Origin of the sequence: Streptomyces sp. NPDC006624, assembly GCF_040611555.1 — a bacterium.
Taxonomy (GTDB): Bacteria; Actinomycetota; Actinomycetes; order Streptomycetales; family Streptomycetaceae; genus Streptomyces.
In genome coordinates this window covers 134,419-155,730 of sequence record NZ_JBEXOM010000014.1, presented here as the reverse complement: position 1 = coordinate 155,730, position 21,312 = coordinate 134,419, and the positions used below count along the sequence as shown (strand labels likewise).

Below are 21,312 nucleotides of genomic sequence, written 5' to 3'. Positions count from 1 at the left end.
CGGAAGCGTTCCTTCCGGGAGGAACCCGAAGGATTCGCGCGGCGGGGCACCCGGTCGCGTCACCGGCAACGCGGGGCGGCGCACCCCGGGGGGCGACCGGTGCGCTGCCCGCGTTGCGGCTCCTTACTGGGGGACCGGGGCAGCGGGCGGTCGTCACTGGGGCAGCGGGCGGTCGTCCACCACGTGCTTCATCACGAGGGTGGAGGTCAGGCGCTGCACGCCGGGCAGCCGGGCGAGCCGCTGGTCGTAGAGCTGCCGGAAGGCCGTCAGGTCGGAGGTGGCCACCCGCAGCAGGTAGTCCGGGTCGCCGAACAGGCGCTGGGCCTGGAGCACGTGCGGGACGGCGGCCACCGCCTCCTCGAAGGCGCCGACGGTGTCGGCGTCCTCCCAGCGCAGGGTGACGAAGACGAGGGCCTCGAAGTCGAGGCCCACGGCCGCCGGGTCGACGATCGCGCGGTAGCCGCGGATCGCGCCCTCGCGTTCGAGGTCGCGCAGCCGCCGGTGGCACGGCGAGACGCTCAGCTTCACCCGGGCCGCCAGCTCGGTGACCGTCAGACGGCCGTCCCGCTGCAGTTCGGTGAGGATCTTCCGGTCCAGGGCATCCATGCGGAAGATTCTTTCCCACGGCCGGAACGCTCCCCGCTCAGGGCACCTCCGGTCCGCCGAACTCGCCCATGGCGTCGATGAGCCGGCGCGCCAGGTGGTCGGCGAACGAGGAGCGCGCCAGCAGACGGTACGTGGGGGCGTCGTCCACCTGCCACAGGAGCACGCCGACGGGTCCGACCGTGGTGGACACCGCCCGGCCGGGGCCGAAGACCCGGGGGTGCAGGTCCAGCGGGCAGCCCTTCTCCAGCACCTGCCGGGCGGACGGGCCGCTCAGCTCCAGCGTGGTGCGGTGGGCGGAGACGTCGACGACCGAGCCGGGGGCACCACCGAGGGCCTGCGCGATGCCGGCGGTCCCCTCCCCCGAGGACGCGGGGGACACCACCAGCCACTCGTCGGGGCCGAGCCAGACGGCCGTGCGGGAGCCGTCCGTGGCCGTGTCGCCGCACGCGCGGGGCAGCGGCACGCCCAGGACCTTCTCCACCCGCCCGGCCGCCGCGGACCCGGGTGCGACGCGCAGGTTCACCATGGTGAGAAACGGGCGCTCGGCCAGGGCGACGCCCCGGGCCCCGGTGACGGCGGCGGCGCGCATCGCCTCCGTCAGATGGGCCAGCGGGCTCCGGCGCAGCGCCGCGACACCGGTCTCAGCCATCTCGCTTGGTCCCTTCCGGGTCGTAGAGGACGCAGTCGGTCACCTCGACGGGCACCAGGCGCTCGCCCACCGGCGCGAGCAGCGTCTCGCCGATCCTCGAGCGCCCGCCGGCGACGAGGGCCAGGGCGAAGGGGCGGCCGAGGGCCTGGCTGTGGTAGCTGGACGTCACATGGCCGAGCATCGGCACCGGAACCGTCTCCAGGCCGACGTCCGGGGCGAGGAGCTGGGTGCCCTCGGGCAGCCGGGTCGTGCGGTCGATCGGCAGCAGGCCGACCAGGTGCTTGCGGTCGGGGCGGCTGGTGTCGGCCCGCGTGAAGGACCGCTTGCCGATGAAGTCCTTCCGCTTCGACACCGCCCAGGACATGCCGGCGTCCTGCGGGGTGACCGTGCCGTCGGTGTCCTGCCCGACGATGATGTAGCCCTTCTCGGCGCGCAGGACGTGCATGGTCTCGGTGCCGTAGGGGGTGATGCCGTACGGCTGTCCCGCCTCGTGCACCTGCTCCCAGACGGCCAGGCCGTACCAGGACGAGACGTTGATCTCGTAGGCGAGTTCACCGGAGAAGGAGATCCGGCAGATGCGGGCCGGGACTCCGGAGGCCAGGGTGGTCTCGCGGAAGGACATGAAGGGGAACGCCTCGGCGGACAGGTCGGTCCCGGGCGCGAGCCGGGCGACGACCTGGCGCGACCGGGGACCGACCACGGCGATCGTCGTCCACTGTTCCGTCACCGACGTGCAGTGCACGTCGAGTCCGGGCCACTCCGTCTGCAGCCACTCCTCCAGCCAGTCCAGGACGCGCGCGGCGCCCGCGGTCGTGGTGGTCATGAACCAGCGGTCCTCGTCCAGGCGCAGTGTGACGCCGTCGTCGAGGACCATGCCGTCGGGCGTGCACATCACGCCGTAGCGGGCCGTGCCGGGCTTCAGCTTCCTGAAGGCGTTGGTGTAGACGCGGTCGAGGAACTCGCCCGCGTCGGCGCCCCGGATCTCGATCTTGCCGAGGGTGGAGGCGTCCATGAACGCCACGCCCTCGCGGGCCGCCCGGCACTCGCGGGCCACGGCTGTGTCCAGGTCCTCTCCGGGCCGGGGGTAGGAGCGCGGGCGCTTCCACTGCCCGACGTCCTCGAACACCGCTCCGTGCGCGACGTGCCAGGGGTGGACGGACGTGGTGCGCTCCGGGTCGAACAGGTCGCCGCGCTCCCGTCCGGCCAGCGCGGCGAAGGCGATCGGGGTGCAGGGCGCCCGGTGGGCCGTGGTGCCGATCTCCCCCGGGGAGCCGCCGAGGATCTCCGCGATCACACCGATCGCGTTGACGGCGGAGGTCTTGCCCTGGTCCGCGGCCGTGCCGAGCGAGGTGTAGCGCTTGACGTGCTCGACACCGCGCATCCCGGCGCCGGTGGAGCGGTGGATGTCGGCGACCGTGACGTCGCGCTGCAGGTCGACGAAGTGGGTGTCCCAGGTGCCGTCGGCGCCGGGGACCAGCCACAGGGCGCGTACCGGGGCGCCGGGCGGGGCGGCGCCGGGCGGCGGCACGGGGACCGGGAACCCGGCGTCCGTCGCGGCCAGCGCCCCCGCCCGCGCTCCTTCGGCGAGGCAGGCGTCGAGGTCGTAGGTCCCGTTGGCCGCGCCCACGATCCGCTGGTCCCGTACGGTCCCGTCGGGGACGAAGGCGACCAGGTCCGCGTCCCAGCGCAGCCGGCCCTGCCGCTGGCTGTGCAGGTGCACCACCGGGCTCCAGCCGCCCGAGACGGCGAGCAGGTCGCAGTCGAACGACGCGGCCGCCCCGGTGGGTTCGCCGTCCGCGTCGATCCCACAGGCCGTGACCGAGGTGATCCGCGCCTCGCCGGACGTGCCTGTGACCGCGCTCGCGGTCAGGATCCGTACGCCGGTCGCGGCGGCGACCTCGGCGGCCCGCGCGGACCGTTCGGCGCGCGCGTCCACGACCGCCTCCACCGCGACGCCCGCGGCGTGCAGGCCGGCGACCGTGTCGTAGGCGCTGTCGTTGGTGGTGCTCACCACGGCCCGTGAACCGGCCGCGACGCCGTAGCGGTCGAGGTACGTGCGCACGGCCCCGGCGAGCATCACCCCGGGCCGGTCGTTGCCGGCGAAGACCAGCGGCCGCTCGTGCGCGCCGGTCGCGAGGACGACCTGCCGGGCGCGGATGTGCCAGAGCCGCTGGCGGGAGACGCCCTCGGGCGCGGCCGGTCCCAGGTGGTCGGTGCGCCGCTGGAGGGCGAGCACGTAGTTGTCGTCGTACGAGCCGAAGGCCGTGGTCCGCCGCAGGACGACGGCCTCCGGGGCCGCGTCGAGCGCTGCCCGCAGGGCGGCGAGCCCGGCGGGACGGCCCCCGAGCAGGGAACCGCCCGGTTCGGGCTGGTCGTCGAGGAGGAGCACGCGGGCGCCGGATGCGGCGGCAGCGGCGGCGGCCGCCAGTCCGGCCGCTCCGGCGCCGACGACCAGGACGTCGGTGTGGACGTACTTCTTGTCGTAGACAGCCGGGTCGGGGCCCGGGTCGAGCCGGCCCTTTCCGGAGAGGGTGGTGGCGGACAGGCCGTCGTACAGCTCGACCGTCGTCGCCGGGAGCATGCTCTCCGCGCACGGGCCGTCCAGCCGGAGCAGGGCGTTGGGCTCCTCGACGCCCGCGGTGACGATGCCGCGCGGGCGGCCCCGGTAGAGGGACGGGGCGACCTCGACGAGGCCGTGGGCCAGCATCGCCGAGGCGACGGTGTCGCCGGGGTGGCCGGTCAGTTCGCGTCCGTCGACGGTGAAGCGCAGCAGGGTGCCGCGGTCGACGCGGCCGCCCCGCGGCAGCCGGAAGTGCGGGCCGGTCACCGGTTCCCTCCGGCCCGGGGCGGTTCGGGGCGGGGCTCGCCGATGCGGTACGAGGCGAGCACCTCGTGGGTGGCGGTGTCGCGCAGGACGTTGAACCAGCGGCGGCAGCCGGTGCCGTGCATCCAGCGTTCGGCGAAGGGGCCCTTGGGGTTGTCGCGGTAGAAGACGTACTCCGCCCACTGCTCGTCGCTGAGCGCGGCGGGATCCTCCGGGTAGGGGACGTGGGCCTGGCCGCCGTAGTGGTACTCGGTCTCGTCGCGCGGACCGCACCACGGGCAGGTGATCAGCAGCACGGGTGTCCTCCTCAGTGGGCCACGGCCGCCGCGCCGTGTTCGTCGATCAGGGCGCCGGTCGTGAAGCGTTCCAGGGCGAAGGGAGCGCTCAGCGGGTGCGGCTCGCCGGTGGCGAGGACGTGCGCGAAGGTCCAGCCGGCGGCCGGCGTGGCCTTGAAACCGCCGGTGCCCCAGCCGCAGTTGACGTAGAGGTTCTCCACGGGTGTGCTGCCGATGACCGGGGAGGCGTCCGGGGTGACGTCGACGACGCCGCCCCAGGTGCGCAGCACGTGCGCCCGGGCGAAGACGGGGAACAGCTCGACGGCGGCGGCCATCTGCCGCTCGATGACGTGGAAGGAGCCGCGCTGCCCGTAGCCGTTGTAGGGGTCGACGCCCGCGCCCATCACCAGCTCGCCCTTGTGGGCCTGGGAGACGTAGACGTGCACGTGGTTCGACATGACGACGGTCGGGTGCACGGGCTCGTGCAGTTCGGAGACCAGGGCCTGCAGCGGGTGGGACTGCACGGGCAGCCGCAGGCCCGCCCGTTCCGCCAGCACGCTGCTGTGCCCGGCCGCCGCGAGTCCGATCCGCCCGGCGCGGATCCGGCCGCGGCCGGTCTCGACGCCGACGACCCGGCCGCCGTCCTTGAGGAAGCCGGTGACCTCGCAGCCCTGGATCAGGTCGACGCCCAGCGCGTCGGCGGCGCGGGCCAGCGCCCAGGCGACGTGGTCGTGCTTGGCGATGCCGGCCCGGGGCTGGAAGGTGGCGCCGAGGACCGGGTAGCGGGTGCGGGGCGAGACGTCGAGGATGGGGCAGATGCGGGCGACCTCGTCCGGTTCCAGCCACTCGGCGTCGACGCCGTTGAGCCGGTTGGCGCCCACGCGGCGTCTGCCCTCGCGGACGTCCTGGAGGGTGTGGGCGAGGTTGAGCACGCCGCGCCGGCTGAACAGGAAGTCGTAGTCCAGCTCCTGCGGGAGCCGCTCCCAGAGCTTCAGCGCGTGCTCGTAGATCGCCGCGCTCTCGTCCCAGAGGTAGTTGGAGCGGATGATCGTGGTGTTGCGGGCCATGTTGCCGCCCGCCAGCCAGCCCTTCTCCAGGACGGCGACGTTCGTGATGCCGTGGTGCGCGGCGAGGTAGTAGGCGGTGGCCAGGCCGTGGCCGCCCCCGCCGACGATGACGACGTCGTACGAGGAGCGCGGCTCGGGGTTGCGCCAGAGGAAGTCCGGGTGCTCCGGGAGCGGGGCGGCGTCCGTGCTGGTCGACGGGCTGGCTGCCATCTGTGCACCATCCTGGTGGCCGACTAGTGCGCAACTGATATATCAGACTGTGCGGTACGGTATGGGAGCTCGCCGGACGGGTCAAGGGGGCATTCATGCGGCAGTTGGCGACCGGGCGCGCAGGCACCGGGGCCGAGGGCGAGGAGCTGTCCCTCGCCGAGCGGGCCTACCGCGCCATCCGCGACCGGCTGGTCATGCTGGAGATCCGCCCGGGCGCGCCGATCCAGGAGGAGCAGCTGGCCCAGTCCCTCGGCGTGGGCCGGACGCCGGTGCGCGAGGCCCTCAAGCGGCTCCAGTACGAGCGGCTGATCACGACCTACCCGCGGCGCGGCACCTTCGCCACCGAGGTCAACATCACGGACCTTGCGCACATCTCCGAGGTGCGCAAGGAGCTGGAGCCGCTGGCCGCGGCCCTGGCCGCGCGCCGCGCCACCGCCGCCGACCGTGCGGCCCTGACGGCCCTGCGCCGCGAGCTGGAGAGCGCCCCCGCCGGTGCGCGGGACGCCTCGGACCTGATGCGCCTCGACCTCCAGGTGCACCGCGCGCTCTACGCCGCCGCGCACAACCCGTACCTGGAGGACACCCTCGTCCGCCACGACAACCTCGCCACCCGCATCTGGTGCCTGTTCCTCGACCGGCTGTCCGGTATGGCGGGTCATGTGGAGGAGCACGGTCCGCTGATCGAGGCGGTCGTCGCGGGGGACCCGGAGACGGCGGCGCGGCTCGCCCGCGGGCACGTCGAGGGCTTCGAGCGGGCCATCCGCGCGGCCATCTGACACTTCCGCAGGTCAGCCCGCTGCCGGACCCGGCCGCCCCGGCAGACGCGCCGCGCGGAGGAGGTGGCGGGACAATCGGTGCAGGAAGTCCTGAGCAGCTGAGGGCGTCACATCCGGAGGCACCGTGGAGGGACGCGTACCGAAGGACCTGGCCGTCGTCGTCGGCACCGGTGGCGACGTCCTGGTCTGGAGCGACGGCGCACGCCGCCTGCTCGGATTCGAATCCGCCGAGGTCGTGGGCCGGCCCGTCACCGACCTGCTGGCCGCGCGGCTGCCCGGTTCCACACGGCAGCACGTGGCCGACGGACGGCGGTGGGCCGGCGAGGTGGCGCTGCGCCACCGGGACGGCGACCGTGTCGTGGTCCGGCTGCAGGGCACGCCCCTGCTCGACGCGGACGGCAGGCGCCTGTGGCTGGTGACCGGCACCACCCCGGAGCACACGGCCGGCCCGAGCGAACTCGGGGCCGCCCAGCTGTGGGACCTCACGCTCTCCCAGTTGCCCGTGCCGGTGGCGGTCTACGACCGTGAGGCCCGGCTCGTGGCCGCCAACCAGACCATGACCCAGGTCATGGGCATGGCCGAGGAGGAGATGAAGGGCCTGTCCCTCGCGGAGATCGAACCCCGCCGGCCCTTCGACGCGTACGACCGTCTCCAGCGTGAGGTGCTGCGCACCGGCGAGATGATCTTCCACGAGGAGCACGGCCAGGCCCCGGGCGAGACCCGGCCGCACGCCTGGTCGATGTTCGTGTCCCCGCTCAAGGACGAGACCGGCGCGGTCCAGGGCGTGTCGGCGACCGTGTTCGACACCACCGAGCAGTACTGGGCCCGCCGCCGGCTCGCGGTGCTCAACGAGGCCAGTGTCCGCATCGGGAGCAGCCTGGACGTGACCCGGACGGCCGAGGAGCTGGCCGAGGTGGCCGTCGGCGGGTTCGCGGACTTCGTCACCGTGGACCTGCTGGAGTCCGTCGTCGCCGGCGACGAACCGGAGCCGCTGCCGCCGGACACGCCGGTCACCGTGCGGCGCACCGCGCAGCGGTCGGTGCTGGAGGGCTGTCCGGAAGCGGTGGTCCCCGTCGGCGGCACGACCCGTTACCCGGTGGGGACGCTCCCGATGCGGACACTGACCGCCGGACGGGGTGCCCGGCACCGGCCGGGCGATCCGGGGATGCGGGAGTGGATCAGGGCCTCCCCGGCCCGGGCCGAGACCGTGGCCCGGCATCTGATGCACTCGGCGATGATGGTGCCGCTGCGCGCCCGCGGGGTGACCCTGGGCCTGGTGCACTTCCTGCGCCACCGGACCCCGGAGACCTTCAGCGAGGACGATCTGCTGCTCGCGGAGGAGATCGTCGCCCGGGCCGCGGTCAGTGTCGACAACGCCCGCCGCTACACACGGGAGCGCCGGACCGCGCTGGCGCTCCAGCGCAGCCTCCTGCCCGAGCGGCCTCCCGACCTCGCGGCGATGGACGTGGCCTACCGCTATCTGCCGACCGGCTCCGGGGCGGACATCGGCGGAGACTGGTTCGACGTGATCCCGCTGTCCGGCGCACGGGTGGCCCTGGTGGTGGGCGACGTGGTGGGCCACGGCATCCACGCGTCGGCCACCATGGGCCGGCTGCGCACGGCCGTACGGACCCTCGCGGACGTCGATCTCGCCCCCGACGAGCTGCTCACCCAGCTCGACGACCTCGTCATCCGGCTCGACCGGGAGGAGGGCCCGGAGGCGCGCGGGGCCGAGGAGGCCTCGGGACAGATCGGCGCCACCTGCCTGTACGCGGTCTACGACCCGGTGTCCCGGCGCTGCACCATGGCCCGGGCCGGGCATCCGCCGCCCGCCCTGGTCACGCCCGACGGCGGGGTGCGCTTCCTCGACCTGCCGCCCGGGCCGCCGCTCGGCCTGGGCGGCCTGCCGTTCGAGTCCCGCGAGATGCGCCTGGAGGAGAACAGCCTCCTCGTCCTGTACACCGACGGCCTGATCGAGGCCGCCGGCCACGACATCGAGGTCGGCATCTCGCTGCTGCGCCGGGCGTTGGGCAGCCCCGCCGACAGCCTGGAGGAGACCTGCGACCAGGTGCTGCACACCGTCCTGGCCGGCCGGCCCGCCGACGACATCGTGCTGATGCTGGGCCGCACGGCCGCGCTCGACGCCGGGCAGGTGCGCAGCTGGCAGCTGCCACCGGACCCCGCGGCGGTGGCCCGGGCCCGCAAGATGGCCGGCGAGCAACTGGCCGCGTGGGGGCTCGCGGAGGCCGAGTTCGCGACCGAACTGATCGTCAGCGAACTGGTCACCAACGCGCTGCGGTACGGCGGTTCCCCCATCGAGCTGCGGCTGATCCGCGATGCCACCCTCATCTGCGAGGTGTCCGACGGCAGCAACACCGCACCGCATCTGCGCCGGGCCCGGGTCTTCGACGAGGGCGGACGCGGACTGCTCCTGGTCGCCCAGCTCGCCGAGCGGTGGGGCAGCCGCCAGACGCCCACGGGCAAGACCATCTGGGCGGAACAGCCCCTGCCCGCCGGTGTGTGAGCGGGACTGGCGCGTGTCGACGACGCCGCCCGCGCCCGCGACGACCTCCGGCGCCCTCACGCGCGTCCAGCAGCGCCACCGCCCGTCCGATACCGCAGCCGCCGCCGGTGATCAGCGCGGTCTCCCCCTCCGGCTTCCCGACGGACCGGCAGCCGCTCGCCCGGTGGCGTGACGGTGACGCCGTTCTCAGCCGCCCCGCGTTCCCACGACGGCGGCAGGCATGCTCCGGCCGTCCTGTGAGCAGCGCGATGGCCGGAAGTGAATGCCGGCAGGCACGAGGGGTACTCCGCCGATCTTGGACACCGGCCCGGGAGCCGGACGCCGCAGAAAACCGTCGGAAGGAGAGCCGTGTCGGACGAGACGGTGAGGAACGTCTTCGTGATCGGGCTCGACGAGGCCAATCTGCCCACGCTGGAGCAGGTCCCCGGAGCTGAAAGGCTGCGATTTCACCAGCTGCTGACCATCGAGGAACTGCAGGTCGGCGAGGTCCACCTGCCCACGCTCCTCGACAAGGCCGTGCGCGTCCTGGACGCCTTCGACGGCAGCGTCGACGCGATCGTGGGCTACTGGGACTTCCCCGTCAGCACGCTGGTCCCGATGCTCAGCGAGCGCTACGGCACCCGCAGCACGAGCCTGGAGTCCGTGGTCAAGTGCGAGCACAAGTACTGGAGCCGGCTGGAACAGCGGAAGGCGACCGACCGGCACCCCCGCTTCGACCGGGTCGACCTGTCGGCCGACCCGCCCCGCCCGCCCGCGGACGTGCGCTTCCCGATGTGGGTCAAGCCCGCCCTCTCGTACTCCTCCGAACTCGCCTTCGGAGTCGATGACGAGGAGGAGTTCCGCAAGGCGGTCACCGAGATCCGCGAGGGCATCTCCCGGATCGGCCGCCCCTTCGAGCACATCCTCGAACGCATCGAGCTGCCACCGGAGATGGACGGCGTCGGCGGCCGGGTCTGCCTCGCCGAGGAGGCGATGACCGGCGTGCAGGTCGCCGTGGAGGGCTACGTCCACCGGGGCGAGGTCACGGTCTACGGCGTGCTGGACTCCATCAACTACCCGGACTCCTCCTGCTTCCTGCGCCACCAGTACCCCTCGACGCTGCCGCCGCCGGTCATCGCGCAGCTGCACGACGTCAGCGAGCGCGTGATGAAGCAGATCGGCATGGACTCCGCCACCTTCAGCATCGAGTACTTCTACGACCCGCGCACGCAGGGGATCCAGCTGCTGGAGATCAACCCGCGGCACTCCCAGTCGCACGCGGAGATGTTCCAGTACGTCGACGGCGTGCCCAACCACCACTGCATGGTGCGCCTCGCCCTCGGCGAGGACCCGCGCATGCCGCACCGCGAGGGCCCCTACGCGATGGCGGCGAAGTGGTACCACCGCTGGTTCACCGACGGCGTGGTGCGCCGGGTGCCGAGCCGCGAGGAGATCGACCGCATCGAGCGGGAGACCCCGGGCGTCCGCATCGAGGTGATCCCCGAGGCGGGCGACCGGCTCTCCGAGCTGCCCGGGCAGGACAGCTACAGCTACGAGCTGGCGCACATCTACACCGGCGGGGCGGACGAGCAGGAGCTGCGGGAGAAGTTCGACCACTGCGTGGCCGCCCTGAACCTGGCCTTCGAGGACGCCCCGCGCGAGGCCGGCGCCACGGGAGAGTGAGGAGCACGTGGGTTCCATGCGTTACGTGACCAACCTGCCGTACGCGACGAAGGAGGAGGAGCACGTCACGATCCCGATGTCGGACGGGGTCCGGCTCTCCGCGCGCGTCTGGCGCCCCACCTCCTCCGACCAGGAGCCGGTGCCGGCGGTGCTGGAGTACATCCCGTACCGCAAGCGGGACCTGACGGCCGTACGGGACTCGATCCACCACCCGTACCTCGCCGGGCACGGCTACGCCTGCGTCCGCGTCGACCTGCGCGGCACCGGCGACTCCGAGGGGGTGCTGCGCGACGAGTACCTGGAGCGGGAGCAGGCCGACGCGGAGGAGGTGCTGGCCTGGCTGGCGGAGCAGCCCTGGTGCGACGGCGGCACGGGCATGATGGGCATCTCCTGGGGCGCGTTCGCGGCGCTGCAGGTGGCGGCCCGGCGGCCGCCGGGCCTGAAGGCCATCGCCATCGCCTCCTTCACCGACGACCGGCACGCCGACGACATGCACTACATGGGCGGCGCCCTGCTGTCGGACAACCTGGCCGAGGCCGGCACGATGTTCGCCTACGGCACCTGCCCGCCCGACCCGGCCGTGGTCGGGGACCGCTGGCGCGGGATGTGGCGGGAGCGGCTGGAGAACACCGAGCCCTGGGTGCTGGAGTGGCTGCGCCACCAGCGGCGCGACGACTACTGGCGGCACGCCTCCGTGTGCGAGGACTACTCCCGCGTGGCCTGCCCGGTGCTGGCCTCCAGCGGCTGGGCGGACGGCTACTCCAACGCCGTGACCCGGCTGCTGGGCAACCTGGACGTGCCCCGCAAGGGGCTCATCGGGCCCTGGTCGCACAAGTTCCCCCACCTCGGGGAACCGGGTCCGGCGATCGGCTACCTCCAGGAGCTGGTGCGCTGGTGGGACCACTGGCTCAAGGGCGTCGACAACGGCGTGATGGACGGTCCCATGCTGCTGGCCTGGATGCAGGACAGCGTGCCGCCCTCCACCTCGTACGAGGAGCGGCCGGGCCGCTGGGTCGGCGAGCCGGACTGGCCCTCGCCGCACATCCGGCCGATGACGCACCCCCTCACCCGGCACACGATCGGGCCGCCGCGGGACCCGGCCGGGCCGGAGACCGCCGACGGGGGTGCGGCGATGACCGTGCGTTCGCCGCTGTCCGTCGGCCAGTTCGCCGGCAAGTGGGCCTCCTACAACGCGCCCCCGGACCTCCCGTACGACCAGCGGGAGGAGGACGGCGGCTCCCTGGTGTTCGACAGCGAGCCGCTGACGGAGCAGCTGGAGATCCTGGGCTCGCCGAGCGTGGAACTCGACCTGTCGGTCAGCGAGCCGGTCGCCCTGGTGGCCGCGCGGCTGTCCGACGTGAGCCCCGACGGCTCCGCGACGCGGGTGTCCTACGGCGTCCTGAACCTGACCCGCCGGGACAGCACCGAGTCCCCCGAGCCGCTGGAGCCGGGCCGGCGCTACCGGGCCACCATCCCGCTGAACGGTGTGGCGCAGGCGTTCCCGCCGGGCCACCGCGTCCGGCTCTCGCTGTCCACGTCCTACTGGCCGCTGGCCTGGCCGCCGCCGAGGCCGGCACTGCTCAGCGTCCACGAGCACTCCAGCGCCCTGACGCTGCCGGTGCGGCCGGTGGCCGAACCCGACGAGGTGACGTCGTCCCCGTTCGGCGAACCCGAGGGCACTCCCCCGCTCGCCACGACCCAGCTGACGCCGCCCGAGGAACGCTGGGAGGTCAAGCGTGACCTGGTCGGCTACCGGGCGGAGCTGGACATCGTCAAGGACCGGGGCACGGTCCGCTTCGAGGACACCGGCATCGAGGCAGGCCGCCGCGCCCACGAGCGCTACACGGCCGTCGCCGACGACTTCACCTCGGCCGCCGGCGAGTCCACCTGGACGATGCGGTTCCAGCGGGACGACTGGGACGTGAAGGTGGTGACGCACACCCGGCTGAGCTGCGACGAGACGGACTTCTTCGTCGACGCGACCCTCGACGCGTACGAGGACGACCGCCGGGTGTTCTCCCGGACGTGGAACGAGAAGGTGCCGCGGGACCTGCTGTAGCCGTCGGGCCCGTCCCCCGGGGGCGGCCGGGTGCGCGGGGGCCTTCCTCGGCCGGCGCGTTCCCACCGCCCCCGTCCGCGGCCTACGGTGGGGGGCCGGCACCGTCGGAGCGAGCCGCAGTCCGGAGGGGATCACATGGCCGACCGTCCCGCCCCCGAGCCCGGGCCGCCCGCGGCCACGCGCACGGCCCGCGTCGAAGTGACGCCCGCCGCCGAGGAGTTGCTGCGGCGGCTGACCGGGACGCACGGGCCGGTGATGTTCCACCAGTCCGGCGGCTGCTGCGACGGCAGCGCCCCGATGTGCTACCCGCGCGGCGAGTTCCGCACGGGCGCCTCGGACGTCCTGCTGGGGCGGGTGGCCGGGGACGTGCCGTTCTGGATGAGCGCGGACCAGTACGCGTACTGGTCGCACACCCACCTCACCGTGGACGTGGTGCCCGGGCGCGGCAGCGGCTTCTCCCTGGAGGCCCCGGAGGGCGTCCGCTTCCTGCTCCGCTCCCGCCTGCTCACCGAGGAGGAGCTGGAGCGCATCGGGTCGGAACCGCCGCTGCCGACGGGGGCGGACGCGCCCGAGCGCGGCTAGCCGGACCCGCTCCCGCGCGGGGCACCCGCGCCTAGGGTGGTCCCATGTACACGACGCGGACCTCCGGCCATGTCGACGCCCCGCGGCCGGCGGTCTACCGGGCGCTGGTGAGTGCCGAGGCGATCGCGCACTGGCGGGTGCCCGAGGGGATGAGCGGCGAGGTGCACGAGTTCGACGCCCGCGAGGGCGGCGCGTTCCGCGTCTCGCTCACCTACGAGGCGCCGGACCCTGCCGGGAAGTCGGCGGCGCACACCGACACCTACCACGGCCGCTTCGCCCGGCTCGTGCCGGACGAGCAGGTCGTGGAGGTGCTGGAGTTCGAGACCGCCGACCCCGCCCTGGGCGGCGCGATGACCCTGACGACGACGCTCACGGACGCCGAGGGCGGTGGGACGGACGTCGTCATGACGCACGAGGGCGTCCCGGACGCCGTGGCCCCCGCCGACAACGAGACGGGCACGCGCATGGCCCTGCGGAATCTGGCCCGTTTCGTGGAGTCCTCACCGCGGTGAAGGACGTGAACGGAAAAGGCCCGGCGGCAAAAGAGAAATCCGAGTGACGGAAGAAAACCGTTTGACCGTGTGAGGCGCTGCGCAGGTGATGCGTCAAGCGCTTCTCCGTGCATCCGTGCGCCCCCTTGAAGAAAGGGTTCATCACGTCGGCGGTCAGTGTGGACTGGGCAGGACAAGGTGCGAGTGCCGTGACGGTGAAACGGCACGCTATTCCTTGGTCGACTGAGTCAGGTGGTTTTCGATGAACGACTGCGTTCCCGAACCGGAACGGGCATGGACGATCGGTACTGCACCCGGCATATTCCCATCCCTCAGCCACGGTATCGCCTTGTTCCGCCGGCCGCTGGCTTTTCTGAATTCCCTTCCCGCGCGGGGTGATCTGGTCGAGATACGCCTGGGCCCCCGGCGCGCGTGGATGGTCTGCCACCCCGGGCTGGTCCACCACATGCTCCGGGACACCCGTACGTTCGACAAAGGAGGACCGCAGTACGAGCGGCTCCGGGCGGTGATGGGCGACGGCGTCGTCACCTGCCCGCACGCCGAGCACCGCAGGCAGCGCCGACTGCTGCAGCCCACCTTCCGCCCGTCCCACGTCGCCGCGCACACGGACCGCATGGCCGAGGAGGCGGCGGCACTGTGCCGTGACTGGCGCCCCGGACAGCGGGTCGACGTCAGCGCGGCCATGCTGGGCCTGACGACGCGGCTGATCAGCCGGGTGCTGCTGTCCGACTCGCTCGCCCCCGCCGCCGCCGAGGAGGTGCGGCACTGCCTGGCCGCCATCGTGCGCGGCCTGTTCGTCCGCACGGTGGTGCCGGTCGACGCCCTGTTCCGGCTCCCCACCCCGGCCAACCGCCGCTACCGGCGCGCGGTGGAGCGGGTGCGGGAGCTCATCGACGCCGCCGTCGCCGAGCGCCGCCGGGGCGCTCCCCGCGACGACCTGCTCGGACTGCTGCTGGCTGCCGAGGAGGAGGGCGGCAGGGCCGCGGTCTCCGGCCGGGAGGTCCACGACCAGCTGGTGTCGCTGCTGCTGACCGGTTCCGAGAGCCCTTCCATGTGCCTGGCCTCCGCCTTCGGTCTGCTGGCCCGGCACCCGGAGGCGGAGCGGCGGCTGCACGCCGAGGTCGACGCCGTCCTGGCCGGCCGGCCGCCCGGGACCGACGACCTCCCGCGGCTGGCCTACACCCGGGCCGTCCTCGTCGAGACGCTGCGCCACTCCCCGCCCGGCTGGCTGTTCACCCGGGTCACCACCCGGGACACCACGCTCGCCGGACACCGTCTGCCACGCGGCACGACCGTCCTGTACAGCCCTTATCTGCTGCACCACGACGCGGCCTCGTTCCCCGAGCCCGGCCGGTTCCTGCCCGAGCGGTGGCTGCGGGACGGGGCCGAGGCCGGTCCGCACGGAGCGCTGATCCCGTTCGCCGCGGGCAGCCGCAAGTGCATCGGCGACCTGTTCTCCATGGCCGAGATGACCGTGGCCCTCGCGACCGTCGCCGGCCGCTGGCGGCTGCGCCACCTCCCCGGGCCGGTCGCTCCCCCGCGCCCGGGGGCGACCCTGGGGCCGAGGGCCCTGACGATGATCTGCGCACCACGGACGGACGCGCCCGGCGGCGAGCCGCCGCGCGCCGCCGCCCTCGCGCCGGCGGCCCCGGTCGCGGCACCCGGCCCGGAGCACCCCCGGAGGGACGGTGACGACGGTGTGCACCACGCATGAGGAGATCACCGGCGGCACGCAGGGCGGCACTGCGGCCACCACCTTGGCGGACCTGATCGACGCCGAGCTCTACATGCCCTTCCCGTTCCGGCGCAGTCCCCATGAGGCCGAGGCCGCGGAAGGCGTCGACCACTGGCTGCGCGTCACCGGCCTGGACCGCGAGCCCGGGGTCCCGGCGATGATCCACCACACCCGCCCCGCCGAACTCGCCTCCTTCAACAGCCCGGACGCCGACGCCGGGATCCTCCGGCTCGTCGCCCGGCAGATCGCCTACCAGTTCGTCTTCGACGACCGGGCGGAGGAGGTCGGCCGTCACCGGCCGGGCCGGCTGCTGCCCATGCTGACCGAGAGCATCGCGATCCTGCGGGACGGCGCCGCCCCGAGCACACCCCTGGGGACGGCCCTGGCCGACCTCCACCGGCAGGTCCGCGAGCGGTGCACGCCCGCCCAGGCGGCGCGCTGGGCGTGGAAGAGCCGCGAGTACGTGCACGGCCTGCTTTACGAGGCCGTGGCCCAGGCCCACCCCTCGCCACCGCGCTCCGGGCTCTGCACCTCGATACGGTCCCTCACCGCGGGCGTCGAGCCCTTCCACCCGCTGTGCGAGGCCGCCCAGCCGTGCGAGCTGACCTCCGGGGAACTGCACCACCCGCTCATGCGGCACCTGAGCCGGCTGTCGGCGGACGCGGCGGTGTGGATCCCCGACCTGTACTCCACGGTCAAGGAGCAGCGCGACGGCGAGATGATCAACCTGGCCCTCGCCTACCAGCGGGCCCACGGGTGCCCCCTGCCGGAAGCCGTCCGTCTGGCGATCCGCCAGATCAACCGCACCATCCGGGAGTTCGAGAGGCTGTACGACGAGATCAAACCCGAGTTGAGCCCTTCGGGTGTCGGCTATGTGGAAGGCATGGCCGGCTGGATCCGCGGCTGTTACTACTGGTCCCGCACCGTGCCGCGCTACGCGGACGCGGCAGCCGCCGAGACGGTGCGGTGAGGGCTGCTGCCGCCGGGCCGGTCGGACGCCCTGACGCAAGGCGGCCATTCGGGCCACGTTACCCGGGCCGTCCGCTCTCCACTCCGGAGTAGCGGGCCTTTCACCCTTCCTCGTCGTGCTCGTCCCGATATGCGGAACGGGGCCGGTCGGGAGGCGTACGCTCTGCGCTGCCTCCCGATGGCCGACGACAGGAAGCGGTACGGCACATGGCGTATGAGCTGCGGCAACCCCCGCCCGGATCACGGCCGTTGCTCGAGCGCCGGAAGGAGCTGCGCGCCCTCGACGAGGCACTGACGGATCTGCGCGACCGCGTCGACGGGGTGCCCCAGGCGCCGCGCGGCGGGCTGCTCGCCTTCACCGGCCCGGCCGGGATGGGCAAGACGGCCCTGCTGACCGAGGCCCGGGCCCGCGCCCAGGCGCACGGGTTCACCGTGCTGTCGGGCAGGGGCGGTGAGAAGGAGCAGGAGCTGGCGTTCCACGTGGTGCGCCAGCTCGTCCAGCCGGCGCTGGCGGCGATGGACGAGACGCGGCTGCGTGCGTTCCTGGGCAGCTGGCACGACATCGTCGCGGCGGCGCTCGGCCTGGTCGCGGCGCCGGGCGGCCACATGCCCGATCCGACCGGGGTCCGGGACGGCCTCGACTGGGTGATGACCCGTCTCGCGGTCCAGCAGGCGCCCTTGGTGCTCCTCCTGGACGACCTGCACTGGGCCGACGCCGAGTCGCTGAGCTGGCTCGCCGCGTTCGCCCCCCGGGCCGTGGACCTGTCCCTGCTGATGGTGGTCGCCTACCGTCCCGACGAACTGCCTCTGGAGGGAGCGGCGTTCAGCTCCCCCGCCGCCGATCTGGGCAACCGCCCCTTCACGCTGGCGCCGCTCAGTGCCGCCGCCGTGGCCCGGATCATCCGGGACGAGGTGGGCGAGGACGCCGAGGAGGAGTTCTGCGAGGAGTGCTACGAGGTCACCGGCGGCACCCCGTTCGCCGCGGTCGAGCTGGCCATCAGGCTCGGTGAGCGCAGTCTGCGGGGCACCAGCGAGGACCTGCCCGCGATGCGCGACCTGGCCGCCGCGGTGCAGGGACCCGGGCTGATCGAGCGTCTGCAGGGGTACGGCACCTCGACGGTCCGCTTCGCCTACGCGGCGGCCGTCCTCGGCCAGTCCATCTCGCCGGAACTGGCCGCCCGCGTCGCGGCGATCGGCAGCACCGCGGCGGCCGAGGCGGCGGACCGGCTGCGTGCCGCGCGGATCCTGGCCGACGGGGACGGGCCCGGGGACACCCTGGAGTTCGTGCACCCGCTGATCGCCACCACGATCTACCGGTCCATCCGGCCCAGCCTGCGCGAGGGCCTGCACAACTCGGCCGCCGAGGCCGTCCGGGCGGCCGGGCTCGGCCCCGCCGCCGCGGCCCGTCACCTGCTGGACGTGCCCTGCGAGGGCAACACCGAGGCGGTCGCCTGCCTGCGCGAGGCCGCCCGCGCGTACCTGCGCTCCGGCGCCCCGGAGGCGGCCCGGCGCATGCTGAACCGGGCCCTGCAGGAACCGCCGCTGCCCGAGCAGCGTGCCGCGCTGCTGCACGAACTCGCCTGCGCCACCTTCCTCATCAAGCCCACGGCGACCGTCACGCATCTGCGGGAGGCGCTGACCGAACCGGACATCGAGCCCGAGCTGCGCGCCTCGATGGTGTACCGGCTGACCCAGGCGCTGGCCCACACGGACCGGATGGCGGAGGCGGCGACGGTGGCCGCCGACGAGGCGCAGCGGGCCGCCCACCCCCGGATCCGGCTGCGGATGCAGGCCGACCACTTCGTCTGGAGCGCGTTCCGCACCGACGAGCGGGACTCGGCCGCCCGCTCGCGGTCGCTGGCCCGGCTGGCCGACCGGATCACCGGGCGTGGTCTGGAGGAGCGGTACATCCTGGGCCTGCGGGCCTGGGACGCCATGATGTGCGGCGAACCCCGCGACACGGCCCTGGCCTACGCCGAGGAGGCGCTGCGCGGCGGGCTGAGCTGGACCCACGAGAACCGCGGCTTCGAGGTGCCCGTCTCGGTGGCCCTGGTCTTCATGTACTGCGACCGGCCGCGCAGGGCCGAGGAGCTGTTCGCGCGGGGCATGGCCGAGTGCGCGTCCAAGGGCTGGCGCGGCTCCCACCTGGCCCTCGGCCAGACGCTCTCCGCGTACATCCGCTACCGCCGGGGCTGCCTGGCCGAGGCGGAGAACCTGGTGCGGGAAGGGCTGGGCATCGCCGACCGGGTGGAGGGCGCGGTGCCCGCCCAGTGGTTCGCCGTCGGCATCCTGATCCAGACGCTCCTGGCCCGTGGCCGCGTGGTGGCGGCCCGCCGGCTCGCGGACCGCTACCACTACGGGGACGTCATCCCGAACGCCGTGATCTACCCCGATCCGCGCACCGTCTTCGCCGAGCTGCTCCTGGCGGAGGGCCGGGCCGAGGAGGCCGCTTCGCTGCTGTCGGACGTCGGCGAGTGGCTGGAGGGCCGGGAGTGGCGCAACCCCGCCTGGTGCCCCTGGCAGCTGGGGCTGGCCCGGGCGCTCGCCCGCAGCGCTCCCGACCAGGCGGTGCACCACGCGCGGGACGCCGTGAAACGGGCCCGGGACTTCGGCGCGGCCTCCGCCATCGGGCAGGCCCTGCACACCCAGGCGGAGGTGACGGGCGGGGAGGCGGCGCTGGAGCTGCACGCGCAGGCCGTCGACCACCTCCAGCGCTCACCGGCCGCGTACGAACTGGCCCGCGCGCTGGTCGGCCACGGCTCGGCGCTGGCCCGCGACGGCCGGCTGCACGACGCCGCCGACCGGCTCTACCAGGGGCTGGAGGGCGCGGTGCACTGCGGTGCCGAAGGGCTGGCCGCCCGGGCCAGGCGGGAGCTGTCGGCCGCGGGCCTGCGCCCGCTGCCCCTGCGCTACGCCCAGACGGACACGCTGACCGCGCAGGAGCGCAAGGCCGCCGAGGGGACGGCGCGGGGCGAACCGGCGGCGACGGTCGCCAGGGAACTGCGTCTGACCGAACAGGGCGTGCGGCAGCTGCTCTCCTCCGTGTACCGCAAGATCGGCACGGACGCGCCGGGTCTGGCCGAGGCGCTGAGGACGTTTCCCCGGCCCCGTCCGTGACGGCGTGGCCGCGGGTCCCGGGACGACGCCTGCGACACCCGGTCCCCCAGGCGGCCCGGCCTGCGGCAGCGCGGTCTGCCGCGGGCCGTCCGGGAGCCGACGTGGGCGGCGGGGCCCGGCCGGCACAGGCGGCCGGTCCCGTCCCTCGGCCGTACCGGCGGGCGGTGGTCTCAGACCGCGCCGGGCGGTGAGCTGCCGCCCTGGAGGCGTTCCAGGTCGGAGGGGCGGACCTGGATGACCACCAGGGCGATCACCGCGGCGACGGCGGTGAAGATCGCCGCCATGACGAAGGCGGCGGAGACGCCGGCGGTGAGGATCTCGTCGGACCAGGGCTTGGGCAGCTGCCCGGTCTGTTCGAAGCGGAGTCGTTCGGCGGGGGTGGCCTGCCGGAGGAAGTCCGGGACCTGCTTCTGCGTCTCGTTGGTGCTGGCCGTGCCGAACATCGTGACCAGGATGGACAGGCCGAGGGAGCCGCCGACCTGCTGGGTGGCGTTGAGGAGGCCGGAGGCCGCGCCGGTCTCCGGACCGGCCACGTTGGACAGCGCCATCAGGGTCAGCGACACGAACTCCATGCCCATGCCGAGGCTGAAGACGAGCATCGGGCCGAGGACGCTGCCGGCGTAGGTGGAGTCGACGTCGGTCAGGGTGAGCCAGGCCAGTCCGGCCGCCGCCAGGATCGCCCCCACCACCATGAACGGCTTCGGCCCGTACACGGGCAGGAACCGCGAGGCCAGTCCCGCGCCGAGGGCGATGACCGCGCTGACGGGCAGGAAGGCGAGCCCGGCCTGGAGCGGGCTGAACTCCAGCACGTTCTGCACGAACAGCGTGAGGAAGAAGAACATGCCGAAGATCGCGGCGGCGAGGCACAGCATGATGCCGTAGGTGCCCGCGCGGTTGCGGTCGGCGAACATGTGCAGGGGCGTGATGGGCTGTCTGGAGCGCCGCTCGACCAGGATGAAGGCGGCCAGGACGACGACCGCCCCGGCGAACGAGGCGACGGTGAGCGCGTCGCGCCAGCCGTCCTGGGCGGCCCGGATGAAGCCGTAGACGAGCAGCACCATGCCCGCGGTGGAGGTGAGGGCGCCGGCGACGTCGAAGCGGCCGGGGTGGCGTTCGGACTCCTTGATCCAGCGGGGGGTGGCGAGGACGATGAGCAGGCCGATGGGCACGTTGACGAACAGCACCCAGCGCCAGTTGAGCCACTCCACGAGCATCCCGCCCGCGAGCAGGCCGATCGCGCCGCCGCCGGCCGAGACCGCGGCGAACACCCCGAAGGCGCGGTTGCGTTCGGGGCCCTCGCGGAAGGTGGTGCTGATCAGGGCGAGAGCGGTCGGGGAGGCGATGGCGCCGCCGACGCCCTGCAGGGCGCGGGCACCGAGGAGTTGGCCGCCGTTCTGCGCGAACCCGCCGAGCAGCGAGGCGAGTACGAACAGCAGGACGCCGAAGACGAAGACGCGCCGCCGGCCGAGGATGTCGCCGGCCCGGCCGCCGAGCAGCAGCAGACCGCCGAAGGTGAGGGTGTAGGCGTTCACCACCCAGGACAGGCTGGTCGTGGAGAAGTCCAGCGCGCTCTGGATGTGCGGCAGCGCGATGTTCACGATGGTGATGTCGAGGACCACCATCAGCTGGCACGAGGCGATGACGAACAGTGCCATCGCGTTTCCGCCACCACCGGGCTTCCCGGTGGTGGTCGTCTGTGGTGAGGCCGGCTGCGGGCTGCTGCCTGCGGTGTCCACCGTTCGACG

Annotated in this window: 15 protein-coding genes; 9 read left to right on the top strand and 6 right to left on the bottom strand. The window is 73.7% G+C overall.

What is annotated here, in order from left to right:
- Positions 1-153 precede the first annotated feature (153 nt).
- Genes ABZY20_RS24875 through ABZY20_RS24855 form a run of 5 tightly spaced genes read right to left on the bottom strand, consistent with a single transcriptional unit; the run spans position 154 to position 5,631 of the window.
- Complete coding sequence (locus ABZY20_RS24875) at positions 154-606, bottom strand: Lrp/AsnC family transcriptional regulator (RefSeq protein ID WP_356443792.1); 453 nt, start codon at positions 604-606, stop codon at positions 154-156.
- Positions 607-643: 37 nt separating this feature from the next.
- Positions 644-1,255 carry a sarcosine oxidase subunit gamma family protein gene (locus tag ABZY20_RS24870; protein ID WP_356443790.1) on the bottom strand — a complete coding sequence of 204 codons (612 nt, stop codon included), beginning with the start codon at positions 1,253-1,255 and terminating at the stop codon, positions 644-646.
- Positions 1,248-4,082 carry a 2Fe-2S iron-sulfur cluster-binding protein gene (locus ABZY20_RS24865; RefSeq protein WP_356443789.1) on the bottom strand — a complete coding sequence of 945 codons (2,835 nt, stop codon included), beginning with the start codon at positions 4,080-4,082 and terminating at the stop codon, positions 1,248-1,250. The genes ABZY20_RS24870 and ABZY20_RS24865 overlap by 8 nt, the downstream gene beginning before the upstream one ends.
- Positions 4,079-4,375 (bottom strand): sarcosine oxidase subunit delta, encoded by a 297-nt coding sequence (locus ABZY20_RS24860; RefSeq protein ID WP_356443787.1) that lies wholly within the window; start codon positions 4,373-4,375, stop codon positions 4,079-4,081. The genes ABZY20_RS24865 and ABZY20_RS24860 overlap by 4 nt, the downstream gene beginning before the upstream one ends.
- 11 nt (positions 4,376-4,386) lie before the next feature.
- A complete protein-coding gene (locus tag ABZY20_RS24855) occupies positions 4,387-5,631 on the bottom strand; it encodes a sarcosine oxidase subunit beta family protein (protein ID WP_356443785.1) in 1,245 nt (414 codons plus the stop codon).
- Positions 5,632-5,726: 95 nt separating this feature from the next.
- On the opposite strand from ABZY20_RS24855, the gene ABZY20_RS24850 reads away from it, so the two are divergent.
- The 9 genes from ABZY20_RS24850 to ABZY20_RS24810 all read left to right on the top strand — a co-directional run bounded on the left by ABZY20_RS24850 (position 5,727) and on the right by ABZY20_RS24810 (position 19,567).
- Positions 5,727-6,407 (top strand): GntR family transcriptional regulator, encoded by a 681-nt coding sequence (locus ABZY20_RS24850; protein ID WP_356443783.1) that lies wholly within the window; start codon positions 5,727-5,729, stop codon positions 6,405-6,407.
- 124 nt (positions 6,408-6,531) lie between these two features.
- A complete protein-coding gene (locus ABZY20_RS24845) occupies positions 6,532-8,931 on the top strand; it encodes a SpoIIE family protein phosphatase (protein WP_356443781.1) in 2,400 nt (799 codons plus the stop codon).
- A gap of 348 nt (positions 8,932-9,279) precedes the next feature.
- Positions 9,280-10,593 (top strand): ATP-grasp domain-containing protein, encoded by a 1,314-nt coding sequence (locus tag ABZY20_RS24840; RefSeq protein ID WP_356443779.1) that lies wholly within the window; start codon positions 9,280-9,282, stop codon positions 10,591-10,593.
- A gap of 16 nt (positions 10,594-10,609) precedes the next feature.
- Positions 10,610-12,652: a CocE/NonD family hydrolase gene (locus ABZY20_RS24835; RefSeq protein WP_356443777.1), complete on the top strand. Its 2,043-nt coding sequence runs from the start codon at positions 10,610-10,612 to the stop codon at positions 12,650-12,652.
- 135 nt (positions 12,653-12,787) lie between these two features.
- A complete protein-coding gene (locus ABZY20_RS24830; protein WP_356443775.1) occupies positions 12,788-13,234 on the top strand; it encodes a DUF779 domain-containing protein in 447 nt (148 codons plus the stop codon).
- 44 nt (positions 13,235-13,278) lie between these two features.
- The gene (locus tag ABZY20_RS24825; protein ID WP_356443773.1) at positions 13,279-13,746 is read left to right on the top strand and encodes an SRPBCC domain-containing protein; all 468 of its coding nucleotides are present in this window, start codon (positions 13,279-13,281) and stop codon (positions 13,744-13,746) included.
- Between the two features lie 241 nt (positions 13,747-13,987).
- Positions 13,988-15,460 carry a cytochrome P450 gene (locus ABZY20_RS24820; RefSeq protein ID WP_356443772.1) on the top strand — a complete coding sequence of 491 codons (1,473 nt, stop codon included), beginning with the start codon at positions 13,988-13,990 and terminating at the stop codon, positions 15,458-15,460.
- A complete protein-coding gene (locus ABZY20_RS24815) occupies positions 15,444-16,451 on the top strand; it encodes a (-)-alpha-amorphene synthase (protein ID WP_356443770.1) in 1,008 nt (335 codons plus the stop codon). The genes ABZY20_RS24820 and ABZY20_RS24815 overlap by 17 nt, the downstream gene beginning before the upstream one ends.
- Before the next feature lie 206 nt (positions 16,452-16,657).
- On the top strand, positions 16,658-19,567 hold the full coding sequence (locus ABZY20_RS24810) for an AAA family ATPase (protein WP_356443768.1): 2,910 nt from the start codon (positions 16,658-16,660) through the stop codon (positions 19,565-19,567).
- A gap of 170 nt (positions 19,568-19,737) precedes the next feature.
- Here ABZY20_RS24810 and ABZY20_RS24805 read toward each other — a convergent pair whose 3' ends face one another.
- A complete protein-coding gene (locus tag ABZY20_RS24805; RefSeq protein ID WP_356443766.1) occupies positions 19,738-21,222 on the bottom strand; it encodes an MFS transporter in 1,485 nt (494 codons plus the stop codon).
- Positions 21,223-21,312 lie beyond the last annotated feature (90 nt).